The organism is Tunicatimonas pelagia (assembly GCF_030506325.1).
Lineage (GTDB): Bacteria > Bacteroidota > Bacteroidia > Cytophagales > Cyclobacteriaceae > Tunicatimonas > Tunicatimonas pelagia.
Genome location: NZ_CP120683.1, coordinates 6,646,001 through 6,663,528 on the forward strand (window position 1 = coordinate 6,646,001; position 17,528 = coordinate 6,663,528).

14 protein-coding genes are annotated in these 17,528 nt (G+C 45.2%); 9 read left to right on the plus strand and 5 right to left on the minus strand.

The genetic code is table 11. The annotated features are described in order from the left end of the window. Positions 1 to 8: 8 nt before the first annotated feature. Positions 9 to 1,886 carry a mucoidy inhibitor MuiA family protein gene (locus P0M28_RS28350; protein WP_302206877.1) on the minus strand — a complete coding sequence of 626 codons (1,878 nt, stop codon included), beginning with the start codon at positions 1,884 to 1,886 and terminating at the stop codon, positions 9 to 11. Between the two features lie 85 nt (positions 1,887 to 1,971). Then, the gene (locus P0M28_RS28355; protein ID WP_302206878.1) at positions 1,972 to 2,394 is read right to left on the minus strand and encodes an NUDIX hydrolase; all 423 of its coding nucleotides are present in this window, start codon (positions 2,392 to 2,394) and stop codon (positions 1,972 to 1,974) included. Positions 2,395 to 2,494: 100 nt separating this feature from the next. On the opposite strand from P0M28_RS28355, the gene P0M28_RS28360 reads away from it, so the two are divergent. The 4 genes from P0M28_RS28360 (at position 2,495) to P0M28_RS28375 (ending at position 9,326) form a co-directional block, all read left to right on the plus strand. Further along, positions 2,495 to 3,733, plus strand: coding sequence for a hypothetical protein (locus P0M28_RS28360; protein WP_302206879.1), 1,239 nt, complete (start codon positions 2,495 to 2,497; stop codon positions 3,731 to 3,733). Between the two features lie 365 nt (positions 3,734 to 4,098). Then, entirely contained in the window at positions 4,099 to 4,938 is an 840-nt protein-coding gene (locus P0M28_RS28365; RefSeq protein ID WP_302206880.1) for a class I SAM-dependent methyltransferase, read from the plus strand. 83 nt (positions 4,939 to 5,021) lie between these two features. Continuing rightward, positions 5,022 to 7,595: a PIG-L family deacetylase gene (locus P0M28_RS28370; protein WP_302206881.1), complete on the plus strand. Its 2,574-nt coding sequence runs from the start codon at positions 5,022 to 5,024 to the stop codon at positions 7,593 to 7,595. Between the two features lie 93 nt (positions 7,596 to 7,688). Then, a complete protein-coding gene (locus P0M28_RS28375) occupies positions 7,689 to 9,326 on the plus strand; it encodes a glycoside hydrolase family 140 protein (RefSeq protein ID WP_302206882.1) in 1,638 nt (545 codons plus the stop codon). 37 nt (positions 9,327 to 9,363) lie between these two features. Here the strand turns inward: P0M28_RS28375 and P0M28_RS28380 are convergent, their stop codons facing one another. Both P0M28_RS28380 and P0M28_RS28385 read right to left on the minus strand, forming a co-directional pair. Continuing rightward, positions 9,364 to 9,729: a hypothetical protein gene (locus tag P0M28_RS28380; RefSeq protein WP_302206883.1), complete on the minus strand. Its 366-nt coding sequence runs from the start codon at positions 9,727 to 9,729 to the stop codon at positions 9,364 to 9,366. Between the two features lie 177 nt (positions 9,730 to 9,906). Then, the gene (locus tag P0M28_RS28385; RefSeq protein WP_302206884.1) at positions 9,907 to 11,172 is read right to left on the minus strand and encodes a sulfite oxidase; all 1,266 of its coding nucleotides are present in this window, start codon (positions 11,170 to 11,172) and stop codon (positions 9,907 to 9,909) included. 75 nt (positions 11,173 to 11,247) lie between these two features. On the opposite strand from P0M28_RS28385, the gene P0M28_RS28390 reads away from it, so the two are divergent. Beyond that, positions 11,248 to 12,228 carry a 2-dehydro-3-deoxygalactonokinase gene (locus P0M28_RS28390; protein ID WP_302206885.1) on the plus strand — a complete coding sequence of 327 codons (981 nt, stop codon included), beginning with the start codon at positions 11,248 to 11,250 and terminating at the stop codon, positions 12,226 to 12,228. Next, entirely contained in the window at positions 12,218 to 12,868 is a 651-nt protein-coding gene (locus P0M28_RS28395; RefSeq protein ID WP_302206886.1) for a bifunctional 4-hydroxy-2-oxoglutarate aldolase/2-dehydro-3-deoxy-phosphogluconate aldolase, read from the plus strand. The genes P0M28_RS28390 and P0M28_RS28395 overlap by 11 nt, the downstream gene beginning before the upstream one ends. 34 nt (positions 12,869 to 12,902) lie before the next feature. On the opposite strand, the gene P0M28_RS28400 is transcribed toward P0M28_RS28395, so the two are convergent. Further along, entirely contained in the window at positions 12,903 to 13,919 is a 1,017-nt protein-coding gene (locus P0M28_RS28400) for a helix-turn-helix transcriptional regulator (protein ID WP_302206887.1), read from the minus strand. A gap of 409 nt (positions 13,920 to 14,328) precedes the next feature. Here P0M28_RS28400 and P0M28_RS28405 point away from each other — a divergent pair, with 409 nt between their 5' ends. From P0M28_RS28405 to P0M28_RS28415, 3 genes are all read left to right on the plus strand, one after another. Then, positions 14,329 to 15,189, plus strand: a complete 861-nt coding sequence (locus P0M28_RS28405; RefSeq protein ID WP_302206888.1) for a hypothetical protein — start codon at positions 14,329 to 14,331, stop codon at positions 15,187 to 15,189. Positions 15,190 to 15,222: 33 nt separating this feature from the next. Continuing rightward, positions 15,223 to 15,924, plus strand: coding sequence for a DUF6796 family protein (locus P0M28_RS28410; protein ID WP_302206889.1), 702 nt, complete (start codon positions 15,223 to 15,225; stop codon positions 15,922 to 15,924). A gap of 80 nt (positions 15,925 to 16,004) precedes the next feature. Further along, a complete protein-coding gene (locus tag P0M28_RS28415) occupies positions 16,005 to 17,393 on the plus strand; it encodes an MATE family efflux transporter (protein WP_302206890.1) in 1,389 nt (462 codons plus the stop codon). The last annotated feature ends 135 nt before the right edge of the window (positions 17,394 to 17,528 follow it).

The following is a 17,528-nucleotide window of genomic DNA, read 5'->3' on the forward strand; positions in this document are numbered from 1 at the left end:
GTAGTTAATCAGTAGTCTAGGGGGACGGTTTCTTTTTTAGGGTACTTCACTTCGTAACCAAAAGTGCGTTTTTGTTGAGTCTGCGGGGGAAGGGAGAGTCGCCAAGTGACTTGTCCAGATTTTTCGTTGAGTATGCCTCCCGAAAGCTGAGTCGGTTCTACGGAAATAGTGCTTATCACCGCTAGAGGTAGCTGGTCGCGCACTGTAAGCTCAATGGATTGCGATTTCTTGTTTCTCACCAATATCTCGAAGGCTTGGCTCTCAATTTTATTAGCTCCTAAAATTCTGCGCTGGGTATAATCCTCAACTTGCGTTCGCCCTACTACAATATTTCTATCCCGCCCCAATGAAATACTGATGGTATCTTTCAGAGCGCGAGCGTCTAGTACTGAGCGACCCACGTAGGTATCTTCAAAATATAAATTCGCTTCGCCTTCCAATAAGTGATACTGATCCCAACCAACCACGTGGGCTACCAGAAACGCATCTTTATCCAGCTTGGGTACGGCAAAATACTCGTACTTGGCCTCGATATCGTATTGCTTCAGTGTGATAGATTGCTTTTCGCCATCGGAACGAATGGAGTAGGGGGTAGCCACCTCAAACGCCACAGTTGTTTGGTTTTCCACAGTAGTTGTAATCACTGGTTCAGCTTCAGCCTTTCGCGAAACACCCCGAATTTGCACTCCGGCTACCTGGCCTTGTAAATCCTGTGATGCTCCGTATCCTACGGTAACCACTTCGGTAAGTGCAGCAATATCTGGTTGCATTATCACATCAATTTCGGCTTTATTAACCCCAATTTCCCGGGTAGCGTAGCCAATGGAGGAAAAAACCAACGTGCTGGCCCCATTGGGTAAAGTTAAGCTATAATCACCTCTCAGATCGGTAACTGTACCAAAGGTGCTTTCTTTCACCAATACATTAACGCCGGGTAAAGGTTGTTTGTCATCGCTAGAGAATACAGTCCCACTGATTGTCTGACCCGGTTTTCCGTACAGGTTAGGGCGACGGTATACGGTGTTTCGGGTGTAGTTTAGTCGCCAAGTCGTTAGTGTAGGTACAGTACTACTTTGATTAGGGGTAGCGTTAGAAAAATATAGTTTTACGTCATTCCAATCAACTCCGGTACGCTGATAAACATCAGCTTTGTAATCAAGTAGTAGGGGCTGGTCAACACTTTCTACTCGTACATCGTAGGTGGGGTACCATCCCGCGTTTTCTACTAAATAGGTAATCACAAATGCTGCTTGCGTAGGTTGCTTAGCTGCTACCTTAATCTGAACCTCACTATCGGGAAAATCGGCTTGTCGGGAAATGTCGGCAATTTGCTGCTCAATGGTAGTCTTCTGCTCTTCCAACTTCTCAACTGTCTGCCTGATGTTCAATTCTTCTGATTTAATAGCCGAAAGGGCTTCATCGAAAAATATAATCGCCTGCTTTAGTTGCGTGAGCGAAACTCCTGATTCATCACTACCCAAGTATTTGTTTTCGTGTAGCAGACTTTTCTTTTCACTTAAAATAGCCAATCGGGCTTGGTATTGAGCAATTTTAACTTCTGCCGAGTCAATCAGTTGTTGCAAGCGATCACCTTCTCGGTTGCGTTGCTGTTTATCCAGAAAATTGAAGGCGTGGTTAACAGAGAGAATCGTAAAATCACCCTTGGCTCTCACCTGAATACTTTTACTATCCAGGTAAGGCGAAAGCGATTTTACGGTTACGGTAGAAGTGCCGGCTTGAAGCTCAGTAGCACCTGCGCGAGAAATATGCGCTCCTTGAAGAAATACAGTTACTTCCTTAACTAAGGTGTTCAATTCAGTAGTAGGTATTTCCTGAGCAATAGTTTGGTATCCGCCAATAAGTAGTCCGAGTAAAAGCCGTCTCATAAGATCGTTTACTCTCAGGATGCCAGTACGAGTGATATTCCATAAGATGACGCTAAAATTTTTCAGAAATACCGAATTAGCCGTCCTAATTGGCTATCAATTCTCGCTCGTAGAGCCAGCTAAAAATAATCTGATCGACCGGGCCAACTTCCGGTAGTTGAGCATGAGTAAACCACTCAATCTCCGCAATTTCTGCGGCCGCTTCTAATGTGCCTTGGTAGTCGGCAGTATAGCACGTCATCCGTACTTCTACTCCTTTCGGTTGCCCGTGTGCTTGGGCTTGAAACGTGCCTACTAACTTGAGTGATGCTGGAACTAAAGTAACGTTCAATTCTTCTTTAATCTCCCGAGTTAAGGCTTGGGCATCGCTCTCGCCGACTTCTCGCTTACCGCCCGGAATGTAAAATGTGTCTTTGTTGTGGCTACGGGCCATCAAAATCTTTTGATCTCGGAGCAATATCCAAGCGAGCTTATCAATGATGGGAGCAGGCGGGGTTAGATTATTCATGAAGGTGGAAGTTAGACCGCAATTTACAAATAATATTACGTACCTTTTATGACAATTTGCCACCTAAGTTTGACTAACTACCAAACCTAATTATCCAACTATGTCCCGACAACCTTTGCCTGGTCACACCGAAACAGAATTTGTTACCAACATCCTGGAAACCTTCATGCAAGCTCCTGAAGAAGTTAGTCAGGAACAGATGTTTACTTTGTTAAACGTATCCAAGTCAGAAGGTGATAAACCGTTTCGGAGCGATGAGCCAATTAGTACTGCCGATCTGCGAAAACTAATGCTTCGCATCTTTGATCAAAACGATGACTTTAAGTTTGATAATGCCAATGTTGGCTATCTTAACACATTGAATAACATTAGCCAGCGTAGGCGTAACAAAGCATTTTTTCGCACTATTCGTTCGGGAGCCAATGTAAAGCGAATTGTTGCCGAGGGCGATTCCTGGTTTGAACATCCAGTGGTATACGACGTAATTGACTGGCTCAGTGATCTGGGAAAAGATCAGTACGCCATTTATAGTATTGCCCGTGGGGGAGATTTTCTGACCAATATGCTTGAGGAACGAGAATATATTACTGAGCTTTCCCTAATTCGTCCTGAAGTGTTCTTGCTCAGTGCCGGCGGCATTGAGTTGGTAAACGGCCGTCGGGTAGCATTGATGGTAGACCAGCATAGCAAGTACGTAACCGAAGAGTATATGTACGCGCATCCGCTTATTCGGAACGTGCTGATAAAAGGAGACTTGAGTAGCAGGCAGCAGCAAACGCTGATTCGAGGTATGTCATTTCTCACTAAAGAATATTTCGTACTACTCGCTGTTTTGGAGCTAAGCTATAAGTATCTTATTAAGCAGTTACGGAAGAAATTCTTTGATTTAAAGATTATTACGCATGGTTATGATTACACGGTACCTTCTTTTCAGCGCGGACCGGGAGTGGTTAAAACGCTAATTAACCTAGTGGGTGGCAACGGACAACATTTTAAAGAACCCATGCTACTACGGGGAATTCGCAATGCCGAGGATCAGCGGGCAATCAGCTTTGCTATGATCCACCTGTTTAATGAGATGATGGTGAAGGTTGTGCTTGATCCGGTTTTCGGCCGAGGTGTTCACCATATCGATTGCCGAGGTTACGCTCGGGATGAAGACTGGCACGATGAGCTTCATCTACGGCCCCGTAGCCTAAAGCGGGTTGCTCAAACCTATTTGGAAGCAATTAATTCTAATAACCCTGACCAAAAGATTTTTTTCGTTCGCCAGTTAGCACAAAAGCAAGGTGATAGTACTACTTTAGTTAATAATCCTTACGCTAATCCTGATCAGTAGTAGCTTATCTGAGTGAAGTATGGTACTCAACCTATGCTTATAGGGAGCTATTGAAGATGGGTAAGCATAGTCTGGCTCGGGCTTTTATGGATTTATTTGGCTTAGCTGCTGTATAATTTGTGACGAAGTATAGTTATTTACATAAATGCATAGTAGGTTTACACCGAACGGTAGAAGTATTGTGAATAATTAAGAAAAGGGGATTGATTTATTTAGTTTCTAAATAAATTCACTTCATCATGATAAAGGGACACCCCGAAGTCGAACCACAGGCTTAGTCACCTTTACAAGTAATAACACAAAACTGGTAACGAAAAATGTAAGGATACTACTTGGGTAAGCGTAACCCAAAGTGAAAATAATGTATGGGATCAAAGAAAACTATCTATAGCCAGCCCCGGCTACTAGAGAATATTTTAGCTAAACTTCGAGAGATGGGGCTGCGAGAAAAGAAAATCACACGGCAAGATATTACGAATATGGATGAGCTGCATTTGCAAGGAGGTGCCGTATCGGAGTATCTCGCAGATAAGCTAAACATTAGTAACCGGAGCAAAATATTAGACGTAGGATGTGGTATCGGTGGCCCCTGCCGAATGCTGGCTGATAAGTTTGATTGTTCGGTAGTGGGGGTTGATTACACCCCCGAATTCATCCAAACAGCTCAGGCATTAACTAAGATGATCGGGCTAACCCAGAAGGTGTCTTTTCAGGAAGCAGATGCCCTTCAACTACCTTTTGAAGATGCTTCGTTTAGCATTGTTTGGACCCAACATATTCTAATAAACATTGCTGATAAAACTCAGTTTTTTGCTGAGGCACAACGCGTACTGAAGCCGGGGGGGAGGTTTATCTACTACGATATTTTTAGTGCCGATCGGGGCCATATCAACTTTCCTATGCCCTGGGCCGAAAAAGCCTCAGAAAGCCATTTGCAACATCACGAAGAAGTTGACCGTTATTTTGACTACTTGGCGTATCGGCGCGTGTATACCGAAGACCATACCCCATCGGCAATACTGTTTACCAAGGCCGCCGAGGAAACGTTACGTTCCGGTAAACCTACTGGGCTAGGCATAGATATAGTGTTACCAGATCCTAACAAAAGAAAGTTTTCTAATTTGCTAAATGCTCTGTTTGATAAAAAAGTAGAGGTGCACGCTGGCATTTACGTAAAAAGAGTAGAACGGCTAGATGCGGAATAATCGCTAAAGCGAACACTGGTTCGCAAAACACATTGGTTTTTGAGCCGTAATTCCTAACTTCACCGGGCATAAAATCGGTGATTATGATACCTCGCTTTCTGTTTTTCTGCATTGGCAGTTTATGTATTCTGTTCAACACTTCTTTCGCTCAGGCACCCAAAAAGCTATCAGCTAGTGAGGTTCAGCTAGCACTAAAAAAACTTAATGTACTAGGGAGCGCTTTGTACGTAGCCGCTCATCCCGATGATGAGAACCAAGTAGTGATTGGTTATATGTCGCAGGTAGAGCTGCTAAATACGGGTTATTTGTCCCTAACTCGGGGTGACGGAGGGCAAAATCTCATTGGTTCGGAAATTCGTGAGCGACTGGGTGTAGTACGGACACAGGAACTTATTCAGGCTCGTAGCGTAGACGGCAGCCAGCAATTCTTCACCCGAGCCATTGACTTTGGCTACTCCAAAACTTCTGATGAAACCCTTAAACTCTGGGAACGAGAAAAAATTCTCTCGGATGTGGTGTGGGTGATTCGGCAGTTCCGTCCCGATGTAATCATCACTCGCTTTCCTCCCGATTCACGAGCGGGGCACGGTCATCATACTACTTCCGGTATTCTGGCTGCAGAAGCTTTTGATTTAGCTGGTGACCCTGATCAATTTTCTAATCAACTGGAGTACGTAGAAGCTTGGCAACCCACCCGGTTGATGCTGAATGAAACTAGTTGGTTTACCAGTAAAATTGATTCTATTGCTACGGCTAACGATTCTGTGTTGGTAGTAGATATGGGAGTGTATCTGCCGCTACTTGGGAAATCGGTACCTGAGATTGCTTCTCTGAGCCGTAGCAAGCACGAATCACAGGGATTTGGTTCTACCGGAGTCCGGGGGCAGCGGGTAGAATACTTTCGCCACGTGAAGGGCAAAATGGCTAAAGACCATCCGTTGGATAATATTCCCACTAGTTGGTCGCGTTTAGAGGGCGGTGCGGTAGTGGGAGAGTTACTTCAACAAGCTTACCAGAATTACAACCCTGAGCAGCCGTCGGCTATTGTACCTACGCTATTACAGGCCTACGAAGCTCTGAACAAACTGCCCGAAGGGTACTGGAAGCAAGTAAAAGCGAAGGAACTCACTACCGTCATTCAGGCTTGTCTGGGCCTATACGCCGAAGTGCGGAGCGGTACCAACGCTTTAGTTCGCCGGTTTCGCGGAGCGCAAACCCGACCGGATATTGCTGAATATTCGGCTACGCCGGGAGATAGCATCACGCTTAATTTTGAAGTAATTCAGCGAAATCCTCAAGTTGAGGTACAGCTAAACAAAATTGAAGTAGCCCAGATTGGTTATGATACCTTGATTAGTAATGCGCTAGAAGACAATGCGTTAGTAGCGTTCAACAAACAAGTAAAACTGCCGGATAGTCTTCCTTACACCGAGCCGTACTGGCTTCGAGCGAAGAATGACGGTTTTACTTTTTCAGTAGATGATCAAATGTTGATTGGTCGCGATGAAACCCCGCCCGCTTTAGAAGCAGCTTTTTCGTTTACGGTAAACGGACAGGCATTAAACCTTACTAGTCCGGTTATTTACAAGAGAAACGATCCTCGCAAGGGTGAGATGTATCGGCCTTTCGTGATTATTCCTCCGGTGCTGGTAAGCCTTCCAGAAAATGTTTACGTGTTTGCTTCGGCAGAGTCACAAACGGTTACCGCCACGGTAGAAGCGGGGCACTCGAATGTTCAAGGCAATGTATCTTTGAAGGTTCCCTCGGGTTGGTCGGTAAGTCCGGCGCAGTATAATTACGCTATTGCCCTCAAAGGACAAGAGCAGGAGTTCACCTTTACCGTGACGCCACCCACCGGAGCGAGTACCGGAAAGGTTCAGGTAATGGCCGAGTACAAAGAACAATCTTACCAACAGAGTATGGTAACTATTGACTACGAGCACATTCCCACCCAAACATTGCTGCCGCTCGCCACCGCCAATTTGGTGAAACTGGACATTCGGAAAGAAGGAAATCTGGTTGGCTATGTGATGGGAGCTGGAGATGACGTACCCAAGGCTCTGAAGCAAATCGGCTACGAAGTGGCTTTGCTGGAGGAGGAAGATATTCGGATGCCCTACTTATCAAACTTTGATGCTATTATCATCGGAATTCGAGCCTACAATACGGTAAACTGGTTGCGCTACCGCAATGATCGGTTATTAGAATATGTAGAGCAGGGAGGAACTTTAATTACCCAGTACAACACCAGTTCTCGCCTCGTGATGCAAGACTTTTCTCCCTATTCCTTGCAAATGTCCCGTGACCGAGTATCCGACGAAACTGCTGAGGTACGAATTCTGGCTCCCAGCCATCCGGTGCTCAATACTCCTAACGAAATTACTGTCAATGACTTTCAGGGTTGGGTGCAGGAGCGGGGGTTGTACTTCCCCAACGAGTGGGATGAGAAATTTACCCCAATTCTTTCCATGAATGATCCGGGGGAAGAAGAAAAGAAGGGAAGTTTGTTGGTAGCCCCCTACGGCAAAGGCCACTACATTTACACTGGTATTTCTTTCTTTCGTGAACTACCCGCCGGAGTACCCGGAGCCTACCGTCTACTTACCAATCTGATATCAGTGGGTAAAGATGAGCAGATAGAACGGGGAAATGAATGAGCAGTTGTTCGTGATAAGCTCTAACTAAACCAGGTTTGTCGGTCTCCGTATATCTGTTTTTACAAATTTCAATTACTTACTAAGACAACCTGTATGAAAACGTACTGCCTACTTACTTGCTTTTTTATTCTGACGCTTACCGCTAGTAGCCAGACTTCTATCAGGGCAACGCCCCGCTGGGCGAAATTCGAGCAGAACTTTACGAGCTCTCAGACTTACGACAACCCCATTTACGATCTGAAAGATTTTCACGCCGTGTTCACTGCTCCCAGCGGACGAACCACAAAGATTAACGGTTTTTGGGATGGCGGTACTTCGTTCAAGGTACGCTTTGCGCCGGATGAGATAGGGGAGTGGCAGTACCAAACCGTCTGCTCTGATACTGCCAATACCGGACTACACGCACAGCAGGGAAGCTTCATCTGTGAGGCCAATGATAGTGATCTGGCACTCTACCAACGCGGTACGCTTATTCAACCGAAAGGAACCTATCATCTGGCGTACCATGATGGCACTCCTTTTCTCTGGATTGGTTGCACTGCCTGGAACGGAGGGTTAAAGTCTACCGAAGAAGAGTGGGATACTTACCTTGAGCATCGGGTAGATCATCACTACAATGTGATTCAGCTCGTCACTACCCAGTGGCGCGGGGGCGACCAGAACAGTGAGGGGCAAACCGCTTACGAGTATTCTGATGAGCTTCGGGTGAACCCGGAGTTTTATCAGCATATGGACGGAAAGATTGACCGAGTGAATGAATACGGGCTGATTGCTGCCCCGGTGCTACTGTGGGCTTTGCCCTCGGTAACCGGTCGGTACCTAAGCCCAGGTTACAGCTTACCACTGGAGGAGGCGGTGATACTAGCCAAGTACCAAGTAGCCCGCTACGGCGGTAATCAGGTAGTGTGGATGTTAGGGGGCGACGGTCGCTACGCCCGAGAATACGAACAGCGTTGGCTAGAGATTGGTCGCCGGGTGTTTGCCGATAATCCTCCCGGATTAGTAGCCCAGCACCCGCACGGACGGCTCTGGATTGGCGATAACCACGCTGCCGAAGACTGGCTGGATATTGTTGGCTACCAGTCGAGCCACTCCGATGGGCAAGGCACCGTAGATTGGATTAACAAAGGCGAAGTTGCTACCCGTTGGCCGCACTTACCCGCTCGCCCGGTAATTAACCTAGAACCTAATTACGAAGAGATTCGCCCGACTATTGATGCTGAAGATGTACGCAATGCTTCTTATTGGAGCTTGTTCGCTACGCCAATATCGGGTATCACCTACGGAGCCAATGCTATCTGGCCCTGGATTCGAGAGGGCGAAAGCATTCTGAACCACGGCACTCCCAAAAATCTAAGCACTTGGCGGGAGAGTATGAATCTCCCCGGTAGCTTGCAGATTGGCTACCTAGCTGAATTTCTACACCAGTACGAGTGGTGGAATCTCCGTCCCGCTAACGAACTCTTGGTAGACCAACCTGGCGACGAGCAGTACAACCACTTCATTTCGGTAGTACAATCAATTGATAAAAATACTGTAATGGCCTACATCCCGCACGCTAGTACCCTCAAACTCTACAATCCTAGCAACGCTGAGTACGAAGCTACCTGGTTCAACCCCTCCGATAATTCTACCGTTGATGCCCAGCTAAAAACATCCACCGGAATGATTGAAGCAGCTTCGCCTTCGGAAACTGATTATATTTTAGTACTACAAAAGATTGACGAATGATAGCAGATATTAACCATTACTCATTCATTATCAATCATCAATCCAACTCGTACCACTCAACATCCGCTAGGGGCTTTCGTCGACCCTGATACTCTTCGGGAGCGTAGTTAGCCGCTAAGTAATCCAGAATGATAGGTTCGCTATCTCCCAAATCCCAGAGACCTTGGGTTTCCTGCATCCATACGATTTTCTTATGCCAGCCTTCGCGGGTAAAGCGGTTTTGCAAAATTAGCGCACTAGAATGACACGCCAGGCAATGACTCTTTACAGTATTCAATCCTTCTCCGGCAGCAAGTCCGGTAGCCACATCCTTCCCATTCTGCACTTGCGCCTCCTCCAAAGGAAGTGGCTCCGTAGCGACGGGTTCTTTAGCATCTGTATTAGAGTTACAGGCAACGAGCATTATTTGTCCTATCAAGAAAAGCGTCAAACTTGGAGACCAGAAACCGGAGACCGGAAACCGGAATCGGGATATTAGAGTCGGTAGCTGCTTAATATAAATAGAAAGTACTGTCATTTTCGTGAAGAGACATTAGTATTACGCTTATTCCATTTTTCGAACTCCGGACTCCTGTCTCCATCATTTCACTTTTACCGCAATCCGGTGGCAAGCATTGTTCAAATAACCTTTAGGATTCCAGCCGGGAATGACCATTGGTTGGGCTACGCCCTGATCGTCAGTGGCTTTCGCCCATACTTCGTAATAACCCGCTATGGGAAACTCCAGTTCAGTAGACCAATGCTGCCAGGCTAGTCGATTAACAGGCTTTTGCAGCGTGCAGCTTTGCCAAGTAGCTCCAAAGTCAGTAGACACTTCCACCTGGGCTACGCTACGTTCGCCAGCCCAGGCATGACCACGTACTTCCAGCTTTCTGAATTTATCGAACATCGCCCCTGACTTAGGGTAGGTAATTAGCGACTTCACGGGCATAGACTCTATAATCTTAAAGTCTTCTTCCGATACTTCTTCACCAGGAGCTACCGGGTACTCAGGCACTCGGTAAGAATTACCGCCCATCTTGGGGCCATCGTGTATCTGGTTGCGAACATCAATTCGGTGTATCCATTTTCCCGAAGCTGAAGCAGGCCAACCACCGCAGACCAAGCGTAGCGGGTAACCATGTTCAAGTGGAATATCCTTGCTGTTCATCGCCCAGGCAATTAGCGTTTCATCCTGAATGGCTTTTTCTATTGGTACGCCTCGTGAAATTACTACTTTATTGGGGTCACCACTTAGGTGTTTATCTTTGCCATAGTAGCCAATATACACTGCATCATCTTTAATACCTACATCGGTTAGTACATCTCGCAGACGAACTCCCGTCCACTCCGCACAGTATATTGCCCCCTCCTCCCACTGGTTGCCCGAGGCCGGAGGGTAATATCCAGCTCGCCCGTTACCTCCGCATTCTAATGTGAGTTGATAGGTATGTGACTGAAATTTTTGCTTTAAGTCAGTCATATTATAAGATTTCTCCGACTTTACCGATTCTCCGCCAATAGCCAACGTCCAGGTTTTGGCATCAATATTTTGGGGAATAACTCCGTTGTTTCGGATGAAAATATTCGGAAAGGTAGTAATCTCTTCATCCAGTAGGTGAGGGGGAGCTTCTACGTTCCAGGGGCGTTCGCTACGTACAATCATCGCTTCGTCTTTACCATCCATCGGGTTATTTTCTACCGTAAAAACTAACGGAAGGTACCCCGCAGGTAAGTTAGCGGAATGAACAATGTGAGTTCCTAATGCTGCACTCATAGCAGATAACGCACTTTTTCTAAGAAATGACCGGCGGTTCCAGACTGAACCTTGAAAAACAACTGGGCGATTTTGATCGGCTTTCAACATGGTTTCTAGTTACGTAATGGTAGGCAAAAACCAAAATCGTGCTAGGAGCTTATCTAACTTAACCCTGGTGAAGGAATGAAAACTACGGTAATTGGTGTAGATTGCCCTATGAATCTTCCTGAGCATTTTATTAGTTGCGATTGGGGAACATCCAATTTTAGACTACGAGTGGTAGAGACGCACTCACTGGAGGTGCTGGCTGAACATAAAACTGATCGGGGGATAAAAGCACACTATGAAAAATATCAGTGTCAGCAGGAAGTCAGCCAGTTTCAGTTTTTTGCTCATTACCTTAAATCTCAACGGCAACAGTTACCGGAGGGGCATCGGCAGCACCGAATAGTGGTAGCGGGTATGGCTTCGTCCAATATCGGTTTGTGGGAGTTGCCCTACGCTACTCTGCCATTTTCCCAAGATGGTAAACAATTAGTACGGAAGCAAGTGGCTAAAGATGACCTAGACTTGCTGCTTATCTCCGGAGTTAGGAGCACCAACGGAATTATGCGCGGCGAAGAGGTTCAGGCCGTAGGCTTGGAAGAGCCTCTCCGACCTTATTCTGAGGGAATACTATTGCTCCCGGGGACTCACAGCAAGCATATTACTTTCGCTAATCAAGAGTTTCGGAGTTTTCGTACCTACATGACGGGCGAACTGTTTGACATAATTTCTAAACAAAGTATTCTATCCCGTTCGGTAGAGCCAGCTTCTTGGTCAGATGATCGGGCTCAAGCTTTTCAGGAAGGATTAGAGCTAGGGTTTTCGGGCCAGCTTTCGGCTAGCCTGTTTACTATCCGGGCTAACCACATTATCAGTAAACACAACCCAAAAGATAGTTATTATCAGCTCAGCGGTATGCTCATTGGCGATGAGCTAGCTTATTTGAAAGATAAATCGGAAACCATTATTTTAGCCGCGCCCGATCCGGTGTTTAGTCTTTACCAGCAGGCACTAAAGTCGATAATTGAGCCTCAGCAGCTAGTGCTCTTAGGCGGTAAAGTACTAGAGAAAGCATTGTTAATTGGCCAAAAGAAAATACTAGCGTTACATGGCAACTGACTCATCATTTTCTTGGGAAAGGTACTACCAAGCTCCGATAGTTGGCATTGTCCGGAGTTTGCCATTAGACACTATCCGTCCGATCACGCAAGTTTATCAAGATGCCGGGCTGTTTACATTGGAAATTACCATGAACACTCCAGGAGCACCCAAAATAATTTCATTACTAAGGAAAGAGTTTCCGGGCATGAATATCGGGGCTGGAACTGTTTGTACGATGAATGACCTTACGCTTGCTCTGAATGCCGGAGCGCAATTTATCGTAACTCCAATTTTAGACGAGCGGGTGGTTAAGCACACAGTAGCCCGGCAAATACCGATTTTTCCGGGTGCCTATTCTCCCACAGAGATTCACCAGGCTTGGTCGTGGGGGGCAGCCGCAGTGAAGGTGTTTCCGGCTACCCAACTAGGCGTGCAGTTTATCAAAGACATTTTAGCTCCTCTCAATCAGATTAAGCTACTTCCCACTGGGGGTGTTTCCCAGGAAAATATTCGCTCATTCTTCGTCGCTGGGGCGGTAGGCGTAGGCATGGGAAGTTCGCTGCTGGATAAGCAGTTAATCGAAGAGAAAGATTTTGATAGCCTAAATCAGCACTTCATTAAAATAAAGGGTGAAATACAAGATTTTATCCAGTCGTAGGTCCTTCCGCCGAAGAAAGCGATTGTAATTTAACTTACTTCGCACTTAAAACGCCGCGCCTTAGCTGGCTGGGAGGCACTCCAAATCGCCGTTTGAAAGCAGTGGTAAAGTGAGATGCATACTGGTAGCCACACTGTTCGGAAACTTCAGTAATGGTTTTGTCTTTTTCTTCTAATAGCATCTCACGAGCTTGTACCATTTTTCTTTCAAGAAGATAACCAAAGACAGTGGTGCCAAATAAAGATTTGAAGCCTTTCTTGAGCGTAAACTCGTTCGTGCCTACTTGCTTGGCTAATGCGCCTAATGAATGAGGAGTGTTCACATTGGTTTCAATAATTTCTCGAACAGCGTACATCCGGTCTATATCGGCTTTTTTCAAATAATTGGACGATGCCTGATGATGAGTATTCTGATCGGCGATTATTTGCTCTAGTTGAAGCAGTAACAATTCAATGACCCGGGCCTCTACCAGCATTTTCTTCAGTGGCCCGGTTCGCTCGCAGTGCATGATTTCGTGGATAATCATTCGCATACGGGCACTAATCGGTCGGTTCCGATCAACGAGTAGGCTTGTTCGTTGCTGAGTAAGTGATTTTCGGAATTCCTCAAATGCTACATGTTCCGGTAGATATTTCTTAAAAAGACTAGGCATAACATTCACTTCAAACACTTCCATACGAGGGTTAGTAGCCCAAGTTGACCGCCCCTTAAAACCCGCTGCGTACAAAATATTATGTTCGTTCTGGCTGAAGTTATACTGCTTTTTGGTGTGCAGATCAGTAGTTTGCACCTGACCGCCGAGAGCAAAATGCATTTCTACCGATTCAAAATCACTCTCAAAGTTTATGAGCGTATTTTTTCTAGGAGCTAAATGCCCGTAGCCAATGTGCATCCCTTCAAAAAAAAGCTCTCGATAATCTCCTTGCCCAAGCCAAGGGTCGGCTCGATGAACCCGTTCGGTGATAGCTTTGGTATTATCATGAAAACCAGCCGGGTAGTGGTGCTCAATTTTATTATCAACTATATCGGTGGCGTGCAGTCGTACTTTCATCTTTTCCGTTTTGCGTAGATTTTATTCCGCGTAGAGTTACCTACCCGGATGATTTCGTCAATTTCTTTGTGGAAGATATAATTATTTAGAATAATTCTAAACAAAATAGTGAAAAAATGCGTAATAATTTTTAGGTTTTACTAAAAAAATTTTTAGCTTAATCTAAATTAGTATATTTGTAAAGGTTTTTTTGTGATTATTTAGCTGCACCCTATGGTCAGGGTAGTGATAAAAAATAGCGATAGATGAATCTGCGTAGTCAGTGCTTGGTAGTATTTAACAAGACTTCCTAAGTTTTGTGCCTCAATAGTACGAAGGTGTATTGTTGCGGAAATTTCGGAAGGCTCCGGCAACTAGTAGAATGCTTCTTCCACCACCACATAAGATCACTTAGAGTTTAAAAAATGATATGAGGAAGAAAATTAAATGGGGATTATTAGCAGTTTTTGGGGGAATAATAGCTTTTGTGCTTTTCGTATTTATTGAGGACTTGACTTATGACAAAAGCAAAACAGATACTGAAATGAAAGAGCAGAAGAAGGCATTGGTTCTAACTTGGGAAGCTGATAATCAGCGTGATTTTTGGAATAGCTACAGGAGTGATATACACCCTATCATTGATGATTTGCACCAGAAACAACAGATCAGTCAGGTGCTTCCTTTTGAACACAAGCCGTTACGTTATCAGGAGAGTGCGAAGCGTTGGACTAACTGTATTATACTGATGCTATCCGATGAAGTCTATCATTCTGAATTCTCTTTGTCTCTCATTTCCTCAATTGAAAAATCTGCCTTACGTGAAGATTTTCGCTCATTAGATGTAATGAAAATTCAGCGAGGATTAGACATGTTTTATCCGGCGAAAAATGGAATTGAAAGAGAGCCTAAACTCAATCAAACCATAGAGTATCTTTTCTCCAAACCTGAAGCAAGAGAGCAGTACTACGAAGACCAATACCGCTTTTCCGGTCCGGCTATGCAGGACTTACACCATCGGGATAAAGCGGGCAGATTTATTGGTTTTGAGTTGGAAGAACGGATATTCGCATCAGCAAATGTGCCCCAGTGGGATGTAATCCACATTATTGGCTTCACCACTTGGCAAGAGATTAAAGCTGCTCCCTTTTTTTATGGAACTTGGAATAAGCACGCCGAAAGAGCTTTTGGTGAGGGAATGACCTTTAAGAAAAAAGTGGCGGAGTGGAATAAAATCCGCACCAATGTGAAAAGCTCAGCCAAACAAAATTTTTCCATGACTTTAAGGAAATAGGTTAAAATGGCTTCATCGAAAAATCAAGGTAGTATGAAAAGTGACTTCCACATTACACTAAGCATACAGTCTATTAGACTATGTATACTTATAGGTCTTTTTGCATCAGTAACTGTTGTTGTCTGTAATACAATTCTCTATTCTTATGGGAATATAGCATTTTGGCCTCAATGGGCATTAAACCTAGCCTATTGGGCGGGATCGATGGTATTGGCTTTCGCCGCATTGGGATTTGTTCCCACTTACTTTGCTCTTAGACCTGCTGGACAATTTTGGGCAATCGTTACCAGCGGGTTCTTAGCCTACTTTGTTGCTCTCGGCTCCGTAGGTCACGGTTCATTCTTTCCTTATTACAGTATTTTACAAGCAATTGAAGTCAATCCAAAAGAAAAAATAATAGAAGATTTGCTCGTTCCCATTCAGACGTATAATCAATTTCTTTTCCTGGTTTGCATCCTTATTTTATTGTTAGGTTCTGTGTTTTATTCGGTTTTGATACTGGTAAAACCAACCGTTTACCCCAAGTGGATGGCATTCTGTAATCCGGCCTTGATTACATTACCAATTTATATATTAGCAAGTACCGAAGGCATATATCCACCACTAAAAATAGTAGCTAATGGCATTGGGTTCCACTTAGGGCTTTCCAGTCACTTTCTTCTCACTTATTATTTTCTTCGTCAAAGCTCAGAACGAGGAAAAATGCGAACTGATATAAAAGTTAGTACCGACTAAAATTACAAACACACTAAAAAGCTGGGTATAATGCCAGACGACAAGTCGTCATATGCCCTTCTACTAAAATCGTCAACTCTATGGATATAAGCAGTCAGCAAAAAGTATTGGTACTTCAAGAGGACCTTAAAAAAGTGATGTGGAAGCTATCGCTCCCGGCTATAGCCGCTATGGTACTGTTTGGGCTTAATGCCTTTATGGATACCGTATATATCGGGCGATTGATGAACGAGACGGCACTAGCAGGAGTAGCCTTGGCTTATCCTCTCACTGCTATTATGATGGGACTTGGTTCTTGGGCAGGTACGGGCGCGGGTAATTTGCTCAGTATTGTTCTAGGGAAAAACGATGAGAAAACCCAACGAAAAATAATAGGAAACGCCACCTTGTTCATGCTGCTAACAACCACGGTGTTTGCCCTTCCGGCCTACCTTTTCGCCGATAGTTTGATCCAGATAATGGGCGGTTCCGGCGAAGTGTTGACTTACGGGACAGAATATCTACAAATAACCCTGTTGGCTTCACCACTTTGGGTTTACGGCCTAGGTCTCAATTTCATTGTTCGAGCCGAAGGCAAGATGAAGGAAGCGGCGATCATGATGAGCTACGGCCTCGGGGTTAACTTAGTACTGACCCCAATCTTTATATACTACCTAGATATGGGAGTGGCCGGGGCTGCCTGGGCGACTAACATTGGAATGCTGATCTACTGCCTGACGGGTTATCTTTATTTCCAGCAGGGGCGAGCCTCCTTTCGTGCCGATATCCATTCACTTTCTTATGATCAGTCTGTGTTTCAGTCCATTGCTAAAATGGGCTTTCCAGGATTTATTCTTACGGTTATGAGTTTGGTACAGGCGGTGGTAGTTTTTAATGCTATCACCGGGATAGGAACTGAAGACGATCTAGCCTTTTTTGCGGCGGCGAACCGTATCCAGCTTTTTCTTATGACTCCACTGTTTGGGTTAATGCGTGCCCTGCAACCCGTAGTGGGCATCAACTTCGGGGCAGGACAGTACGAGCGAGTGAAGCAAGCCCTGCTGTTATTTTGTAAAACTGGCTTCTGGCTCATCGCTCCTTTCTGGTTATTGCTGACGCTCTTCCCCGCCGCCAGTCTCAGTTTGGTATTGCCCGATATGGTGTTTAGCCCGGCTGATTTATTCCACTTTCGGGTGTACGCGCTCGTACTTCCTTTTTTACCTTTCGTCTTTATGTCGCTCACCTACCTACCCGCCATTGAGCAACCCAAGTACGCCAGCATTGTCGGCCTCGCCCGGCAGGTAGTTTTTTACGTGCCTGTAATGCTACTGCTACCGAAGTGGATTGGTATTGGCGGGGTATACTATGGGTCTACGGCCATTGATATTATACTAACCGGCTGGTTAGTATACATCGTTTGGCAAACATTCCGCTCATTCCGAGCGGATCAACCTGAAACTGAAAAACCTAAAGTAAAAACTGCACTTTGATTTTAGAAGTAGAAATATGGTAAACCATTGTAGCTCTCTTGTAATCTGGTTTTCTGCTTACAAGATTCTCCGAACTCTTCGTAAAACGCTCGTTGGTTTTGGCAAGGATAGGTTTCTTTTTTACCTTACTCTCTA